Annotated in this window: 10 protein-coding genes; 7 read left to right on the forward strand and 3 right to left on the reverse strand. The window is 64.4% G+C overall.

Annotated features, from left to right (window positions below; genetic code table 11):
• Positions 1-18 precede the first annotated feature (18 nt).
• From ACNFCH_RS21640 to ACNFCH_RS21655, 4 genes are read left to right on the forward strand one after another with little or no spacing between them, the layout of a single operon-like run.
• On the forward strand, positions 19-306 hold the full coding sequence (locus tag ACNFCH_RS21640) for an iron transporter (protein ID WP_337160121.1): 288 nt from the start codon (positions 19-21) through the stop codon (positions 304-306).
• Positions 303-1,832 carry a PepSY-associated TM helix domain-containing protein gene (locus ACNFCH_RS21645; RefSeq protein ID WP_416743706.1) on the forward strand — a complete coding sequence of 510 codons (1,530 nt, stop codon included), beginning with the start codon at positions 303-305 and terminating at the stop codon, positions 1,830-1,832. Before ACNFCH_RS21640 ends, ACNFCH_RS21645 begins: the two co-directional genes overlap by 4 nt.
• Positions 1,829-2,161, forward strand: a complete 333-nt coding sequence (locus ACNFCH_RS21650; RefSeq protein WP_416743708.1) for a DUF3325 domain-containing protein — start codon at positions 1,829-1,831, stop codon at positions 2,159-2,161. The genes ACNFCH_RS21645 and ACNFCH_RS21650 overlap by 4 nt, the downstream gene beginning before the upstream one ends.
• Before the next feature lie 36 nt (positions 2,162-2,197).
• The gene (locus ACNFCH_RS21655) at positions 2,198-2,737 is read left to right on the forward strand and encodes a histidine phosphatase family protein (RefSeq protein WP_416743710.1); all 540 of its coding nucleotides are present in this window, start codon (positions 2,198-2,200) and stop codon (positions 2,735-2,737) included.
• 238 nt (positions 2,738-2,975) lie between these two features.
• Here ACNFCH_RS21655 and ACNFCH_RS21660 read toward each other — a convergent pair whose 3' ends face one another.
• Together ACNFCH_RS21660 and ACNFCH_RS21665 are read right to left on the reverse strand one after the other, a co-directional pair.
• Positions 2,976-3,761, reverse strand: a complete 786-nt coding sequence (locus tag ACNFCH_RS21660; protein WP_070094507.1) for a sulfite exporter TauE/SafE family protein — start codon at positions 3,759-3,761, stop codon at positions 2,976-2,978.
• 141 nt (positions 3,762-3,902) lie between these two features.
• Positions 3,903-4,526 carry a helix-turn-helix domain-containing protein gene (locus ACNFCH_RS21665; RefSeq protein WP_416743711.1) on the reverse strand — a complete coding sequence of 208 codons (624 nt, stop codon included), beginning with the start codon at positions 4,524-4,526 and terminating at the stop codon, positions 3,903-3,905.
• A 112-nt stretch (positions 4,527-4,638) separates the two neighbouring features.
• Between ACNFCH_RS21665 and ACNFCH_RS21670 the strand changes: the two genes are divergently transcribed.
• The 3 genes from ACNFCH_RS21670 to ACNFCH_RS21680 are packed head-to-tail and all read left to right on the forward strand — an operon-like array spanning position 4,639 to position 7,288.
• Complete coding sequence (locus ACNFCH_RS21670) at positions 4,639-5,775, forward strand: NAD(P)/FAD-dependent oxidoreductase (protein ID WP_416743713.1); 1,137 nt, start codon at positions 4,639-4,641, stop codon at positions 5,773-5,775.
• Positions 5,776-5,787: 12 nt separating this feature from the next.
• Complete coding sequence (locus ACNFCH_RS21675; RefSeq protein WP_337160127.1) at positions 5,788-6,165, forward strand: RidA family protein; 378 nt, start codon at positions 5,788-5,790, stop codon at positions 6,163-6,165.
• A gap of 58 nt (positions 6,166-6,223) precedes the next feature.
• Positions 6,224-7,288, forward strand: a complete 1,065-nt coding sequence (locus ACNFCH_RS21680; protein ID WP_416743715.1) for a hypothetical protein — start codon at positions 6,224-6,226, stop codon at positions 7,286-7,288.
• Between the two features lie 178 nt (positions 7,289-7,466).
• On the opposite strand, the gene ACNFCH_RS21685 is transcribed toward ACNFCH_RS21680, so the two are convergent.
• The coding region (locus tag ACNFCH_RS21685; RefSeq protein WP_414628464.1) for a hypothetical protein at positions 7,467-7,573 on the reverse strand (107 nt) is incomplete at its 5' end.

The raw sequence follows: 7,573 nt of genomic DNA on the forward strand, positions 1-7,573 counted from the left end.
GCTTACCAGGAACCCTTGATGAACATTCTCCCCCCTTGGCTGGCCATCCTCTCGCGCAGCGCCGCCGCGCTGTTGGGCGGTTATGCCTTCACCTACGCCGCCACTGCCTGCCTGGCTCGGCTGTTGCCGCTGGCGCCGGGTGATGCGGTGATCGTCGCCACGCTCGCGTCGTTCATCTTCTACACCGCCGCGATCCTCTGGGCCTTCGCGAGTCGCGACGCTCTGCGTGCCTGGGCACCGCTGGTCGTCGCCATGCCGTTGGCGCTGGTAGGTTTCTGGCCCCAGGCGATGGGGGGGCTGGCATGAAGAACAGCTTCACCCAATCCATGTCCTGGCTGCACACCTGGGCCGGGCTGGTCTTCGGCTGGTTGCTGTTCGCCATTTTCGTCACCGGCACCCTGGCGGTGTTCGACAAGGAGCTCAACCACTGGATGCAACCGGAGATTGCAGCCAGTGACATTTCCCAGGCCGAGGCCGCCCAGCGCGCCATCGCCTATCTGCAAGCTCATGAGCCGAATGCCGACAGCTGGGGGATCAGTCTGCCGACCGAGCGCTCGCCTGGCCTTCGTGTGTCCACCGGAGACCGGCGTCATGGCATCGGCGTGCAACTGGACCCGCAGTCCGGCGAACCGATCAGCGTGCGTGACAGCGTGGGCGGCAACTTCTTCTTCCGTTTTCACTTCACGCTGGATCTGCCGCGCAACTGGGGCATCTTCGTGGTCGGTGCGCTGGCCCTGGTGATGCTGGCGGCACTGGTCACCGGCATCGTCATTCACAAGAAGTTCTTCAAGGAGTTCTTCACCTTCCGTCCGAACAAGGGGCAGCGCTCCTGGCTGGATTTCCACAACGCCAGTGCGGTGCTGTTGCTGCCGTTCCACCTGATGATCACCTACACCGGGCTGGTGATCTTCATGCTCATCTACATTCCGGCCGGGGTCGATGCGTTGTTCGATGGCGACACCCGGGCGTACTTCCAGGCCCAGGGCAATGCCCGTCAGGAAGCGCCGCGCCGCGTGGCCAGTCAGCCGGCAGCACTGGTCGATATCGCCCCGTTGTTGGCCCTGGCCCAGATGCATTTGGGGCCGATCGGTGGACTGAACATCCGCCACCCGAACACGACCGGCGCGCGGGTCGAGATCCGTCCTGAGCTTGGCAACCGCATCGCCTTGACCAAAGGCCAGGCCATGGTCTTCGACGGGGTGAGCGGTCAGCTGCTCAGCGATGTTCCTGAGCTGCGCCCGGCACCCCTGACGCAGCGGGTCATGATTGGCCTGCACTTTGCCCAGTTCGGCGGGTACCCCATGCGTTGGTTGTACTTCGTCTGTGGCGTGGTCAGTTGCGCGATGATCGCCAGCGGCCTGGTGCTGTTCTGCGTGAAGCGTGGGCGCAAGTACGCCACGGCAACGGCCGAGTCCTCGGCGCGCCGATGGTATCGGCTGGCCGAGGTGTGCAACGTCGGGTTCATCAGCGGCCTACTGCTGGCCTGCGTCGCATTGCTGTGGGCCAGCCGCCTGTTGCCGGTCGAGCTGGCGCAGCGCGAAGCCTGGGAGGTGCGGGTGTTCTTTGCCAGTTGGTTGCTGGCCCTGCTGCATGCTGGCCTGCGCCCGGCCAGACGCGCCTGGGTCGAGCAGTTGGGCATGGCAGCCGTGTTGTGCGCGGGCCTGGGCGTGCTGGGTGCGTTCGTTGGCACGGCGGACAACCTGCGGCTGGGGGTGGAGGTGACGGGCGTGGTGCTGGGCTTGGGGCTGGCCCTGGCGGCCTTGCGCATTGCGCGCGCCACGCCGGCATCGGCCAGGGCGAAGGCAGCACGGACCGTGGAGGCCGAGGGATGACGAGCATGGTCATCGGCGCGCTGTTGTGTGCCTACGCTGGCATGGCCGGGCTGTGCCAGGGCTTGGAACGCCATTACAAGCAGGTGTGGGGGCGTGCCTGCCCACCTATGTTGCGCCTGCTCTTGCGGTGGGGCGGTTGGGCGGGGCTGTTGGCCAGCCTGCTGCTGTGCGCCCAGGCCTGGGGCTGGGCCATGGGACCTGTGGCCTGGTTTGGCGTCATCTCGCTGGCGGCGGTGCTGCTGGTGATGCTGCTGCCTTACTGGCCACGCTTGGCGGTCAGCCTGGTAGGGCTGCTGCCGCTGTGGGGGCTGGGGCAGGGAGTTGTCTGATAGGCTAGCTGGCCCACCTCATGAAGAGACTCTTTGGTGAAAGCCGCGCGCCTGACCCTCATCTGCCATGCACTGACCCCGGCCCAGAAGGTCGGGCGCTTTTCCAGCGTTGACGAGCACATTTTGCCGATGGCCGAATGGCCCGCGCCCCTGAACGCGAACACCGGTGTCCTTACCGCGCCGGAGTGCAGGGCCCATGAGACCTGCGCAGGTCTGGGGGCGAGCGCGGTTGTCGAGCCAGCCCTGGCGGACTGCGACCTGGGCGCCTGGCAGGGCTTGGCGCTCAAGCAATTGCAGGCCGAGCAACCACAGGCCCTGGCCCAATGGCTTCAAGACCCTCACTGTGCGCCGCATGGCGGCGAGTCCATCGCGCAGCTGTGCCAGCGCGTCGCGGCCTGGCTGGAGGCATTCGATACGCCGGGAGAATGGCTGGCAGTGACCCATCCGCTGGTGATGCGGGCGGCGATGGTGCATGTGCTTGGCTGTCCGCTGGCCGCCTTTGCGCTTATCGACGTGCCAGCGCTTTCACGCGTGCACTTGAGCCGTGCGGGGAAGTGGCGGCTGCGTTTGGTGTGAGGGTTTGGGACTGCTTTGCAGTCCATTGCCCGCATCACCAATGCCTAGGCTCTGTACGAAAAGCCTTGATATTCGGTGATGCTGCGTTGAAAACAGCCTCGGAATGCTCATTTACAACCCGTAAACTGCGCTTCTTCGGCTGTTTTCGCCTTGCCTGACCTTCGTCTCAAGACTTTTCATACAGAACCTAGAAAAAATCGCCGGGACTGCGAAAGGGGCGCAATGCGCGCCCCTCATTTTAAAACGCGAGTTTGTAGCCGATCAGCAGCAGCATCCCCGCCAGGCACGGGCGCAGCAGGCGGTCGGAAATGCGCCCAGTGAGGTGGCTGCCCAGGTAGATGCCCGGCAGCGAGCCGAGCAGCAGGTAGCCCAGCAACGACCAGTCCATATTGCCCATGCCCGCATGGCCAAGGCCTGCCACCAGGGTGAGCGGTACGGCGTGGGCGATCTCGGTGCCCACCAGGCGGCGGGTGACCAGGAACGGATAAAGCAGGAACAGCGCCACGGTACCCAGGGCGCCTGCGCCGATGGAGGTCAGCGTGACCATCACGCCCAGCACCACACCCGTGAGCACGGTGAGGGTATTGAGGCTGCGGTCGCTGAGGTGGTAGTGATCGCCCGCGTGGCGGCTGGCGAAGGCCTGCAGGCGCGATTTGAACAGGATGGCCAGGGCGGTGAGGATCAACACCACGGCCAGGCCCTGCTTGATCACCGAGTTAAGCGCAGAGGTGTCGGCGTGCAAGGTGTGGAGGAACCAGAGGGTCAGCGCTGCCGCAGGCACACTGCCCAGGCTCAGCAGGCCGGTGATCTTCCAGTCGACGTTCTTGTTGCGCGCGTGCACCCAGACACCGCTGGCCTTGGTGATGGCCGCGTACAAAAGGTCAGTGCCCACGGCTGTGGCAGGGCTGATGCCGAACCAGAGCAGGATAGGGGTCATCAGCGAGCCGCCGCCCACGCCGGTCATGCCGACGATGAAACCTACAACCAGCCCCGCGATGGTGAAACCGAAAGAACCTACATCCATACGCTACTCGACGCCCAAGCTTGCCCGTGATCGGATGGTTGCCAGCATAAAGGTTTTTTTATAACCGAATAGACTTGTTCGTTATTAGGTTATAACTGGGCTGTTTTGTCCTCGTCCGGATGAATAAACCGGCGCCGCCGTTTATCGGTCGGTCATCACCACCATCACATACGCATCCCCACCCTCTTCGCTTTCAGACAGGTAGATATGCCCTACCTGGCTGTCGAAATAGGCCGTCTCCTGGGGGCCGATACTCACCGCTTCACCCGTCTCGAACAGGATCCGTACCCGACCACTTAGCACCAAGGCGAACTCCTGGCCAGGATGGCGGATGAAGTCGTCGAACTGACCCCGTTCGCGGGCAATGATGCGGGCATAGGCGGGCGTCATGCGGCGCTCGGGGAAGGCGCCCGCGATAGGGTGGTAGTCATAGGTGCCGGTGGAATAGCCGGCGGCCGAAGGCAGCGAATCGACCACAACGGTCGCAGGCATTGGCGTATCGACCGGGCCGCTGGCGCGAAACAGCTGGGCGATGTCCAGCTTCAGGGCGCGCGCGGCGGCAGCCAGTTTTTCATAGCTCACCGAGACCTGCGCCAGTTCCATCTTCGACAAGGTAGAGACGGGAACGCCACTGAGTGCCGACAACTGCTTGAGGGTCATGTGCTGGGCCTTGCGCACTTGGCGCAGGCGCGCGCCGACCTCGGCGCGGTCGAGCAGGGGGAGGGCGCCAGCGCTTTGGGTGGCGGGCGTGCGGTCTTCTGGCATCGGGGCTCTCATGTGCGGCTTTGGTCGGCATCTTACCTTGGACGCTTGCATGAACCGAAATTCTCATATATTAGAATTCTCACAAATGATAATTAGCGCGACGGGAGCGCCCATGGCACAGATCTACGACACCCTGATCATCGGCGCGGGCATTGCCGGTGCCTCTTTGGGCTATCGCTTGGCTGGAGAGGGCCGGGTACTGTTGCTCGAACGGGAAATGCAGCCTGGCTATCACGCCACCGGTCGCTCGGCCGCCATGTTCATGGAGGCCTACGGAACGCCGCAGATCCAGGCCCTGACCCGCGCCAGCCGAGCGTTCTACGAGCATCCGCCGGAAGGGTTCTGCGAGCATCCACTGCTCGAGCCGCGCGGCTGTTTGTATGTCGCCAACGTCGAGCAGCGAGAACTGCTCGAAGCCACCTACGCCCAGAACCTGGCCAACGGGACCGACGTCAGCCTGCTCGACCGTGAAGGTGCATTGGCCCTTGTGCCCAGCCTGCGCGAGGACATTCTCAGCGGCGCGGTGCATGAGCCGGGTGCCATGGACCTGGACGTGCATGCCTTGCACCAAGGCTTCTTGCGTGGCTACCGCGCTGCCGGGGGCGAGTTGCGCTGCAATGCCGAACTGGCCCGGGCCGATCGTCACGACGACCTCTGGCAGGTGGAGTTGGCCGATGGCACCTCCCTGCAGGCCCGGCAGTTGGTCAATGCCGCCGGCGCCTGGGCCGATCAGGTGGCCGAGCGATGTGGCGTGGTCAAGGTCGGCCTGCAGCCGTGCCGGCGCAGTGCCTTTACTTTCCCGGGGCCAGATGGGCTGGACTTCGCTCGTTGGCCTGCGGTGATCGGGGTCGATGAAAGCTTCTACTTCAAGCCCGACGCCGGCCAACTGCTCGGTTCGCCGGCCAATGCCGATCCGGTCGAGCCGCAGGATGCCGCGCCCGAGGAGCTGGACGTGGCCCTGGGGATCTACAACATCGAGGCGATGACCACCTTGCAGATCCGGCGCCCCAGCCACAGCTGGGCGGGGCTGCGCTCGTTCGTCGCCGATGGCGACCTGGTGATCGGTTTCGACCCCCGTATGCCGGCGTTCTTCTGGCTGGCGGCACAAGGCGGCTATGGCATTCAGTCAGCCGCTGGTGCTTCGCGTCTGGCGGCCGACCTGCTGCTTGGTTTGCCCCTGTGCCCGAGCCTGGTGGCGCAAGGTGTTTCGCCGGAGCGATTGTCTGCGGCCCGTTTTCCACAACCGTGATTGGAGGTTCCCATGAGTAATGACATCCAGCGTTTTCCCAGCAGCCTGCCGTTCCCGTTCTCGCGCGCGGTGAAGGCGGGGGGCTTTTTGTTCCTGTCCGGGCAGGTGCCGATGAGCGCGACCGGTGAAGTGGTCCGTGGCGATATACAGACGCAGACCCGCGCGGTATGCGAGCGCATCGGCGAAAGCCTGGCCGCCTGTGGCGCGCGCTTCGATCAGGTGGTGAAAGCCACGGTATGGCTGTCGGACATGGCTCACTTCGCAGGCTTCAACGAGGTTTACAAAGAGGTCTTCGGCGACGCATTGCCAGTGCGCTCGACCGTGGCCTCGGCCCTGGCGTTGGGGGTGGATGTGGAAATCGAAGTGCAGGCGTTCGTCGGGCAGGACTGAGGCGAGCCGGGGCGCAGCGCCCCTTTGAACGACAACAACAATAAAGCCAGAGGTTCACATGCAAGAGCAGCTGAAGATCGCCGGTGCCTTCATCGGCGTGATCGTGGGGGCGGGCTTCGCGTCCGGACGGGAACTGTTGCTGTTCTTCGTCGATTTCGGCGTCTGGGGCCTGGTCGGGGCGCTGGTCAGCGCTGCGTTGTTCACCTTCCTGGGCATGGCCTTGGCGGGGTTGGGCAATCGCCAGCAGGCAACGTCCCACAAGGACGTGATCCAGGCCATCTGCGGGCGTCACCTGGGGTTGTTCGTCGATTGGCTGATCACCTTTTTCATGTTCGCCGTCACCGTGGTCATGTTGGCCGGCGGCGGAGCATTGCTCGAGCAGCAATTCGGCGTGCCGGCTCTGGCGGGCAGTGTGCTGGTGACGGTGCTGGTGGTGGCCATCGTGTGCCTGGATGTGCAAAAGGTGATCGTCGCCATCGGCGCCATTACGCCGTTGTTGATCCTGGTGGCATCGGCGATTGCCTTGTACGCCGTGTTCTCGCGCGAGCAGAGCTTTGCCGAGCTCGACCAGTTGGCCAGCCAGCAAGAGGCCGGCACGCGGCACTGGTTGCTGGGCGCATTCCTGTATGTGTCCTACAACATCGTGGCCGGTGCGCCGATCCTGGCCATCCTCGGTGGGTCGGCCAAGGGTGAGAAGACGGCCGTCTGGGGCGGTCTGATCGGGGGCGCGGCGCTCGGTGGGCTGATGTTGGTAATGAGCGCGGGGTTGCTGTCGCGCCTGGACAGCGTGGCTGAACTGCCCATGCCGATGCTGTCGATCGCCAATGAGGTTTCGCCGCTGTTGGGCGTGGTGATGTGCCTGATCATCTTCGGGATGATCGTCAACACGGCGGTGGGGACGCTGTTTTCCTTCCTGTCACGCCTGTTGCCTGCCGGTACGACGACGTTTCGCTGGGGATCGGTGGTTACCGGGATGGCTGCGTTCGTGTGCAGCCTGGTGGGGTTCATCAGCCTGGTGGGCGAGGTGTATCCGTTCTTCGGTTACCTGGGCTTCGTGCTGATGGCTGCGGTGCTGTTGGGCTGGGTGCGCCGGGGCAAGGCGCGCAAGGTGGCGGTGGCCTGAGCAGAGGCCGCTGCTCGCGGCACAAGGCCGCTCCTACAGAGGTTCGTGCAGTACCTGTAGGCGCTGGCGAAGACTGCGATGTGGAACTTCCACGACGTGTTCAGCCCCCAAGGTACAACGCCGAGCCTGAGCTCGGCGCGGTACCTGTGGGAGCGGGTTCACCCGCGAAGGGCGCGCCTCAGATCCTGAAGCTGCCCACCAGTTGCTTCAACCGCCCCGCCTGCTGGCTCAGGGCGTCGCAATGGCGCAGGGTCTCGTTGAGGTTCTCCACCCCTTGCTGGTTGA

Origin of the sequence: Pseudomonas sp. NY15354, assembly GCF_048068075.1 — a bacterium.
GTDB classification, from domain to species: Bacteria; Pseudomonadota; Gammaproteobacteria; order Pseudomonadales; family Pseudomonadaceae; genus Aquipseudomonas; species Aquipseudomonas guariconensis_C.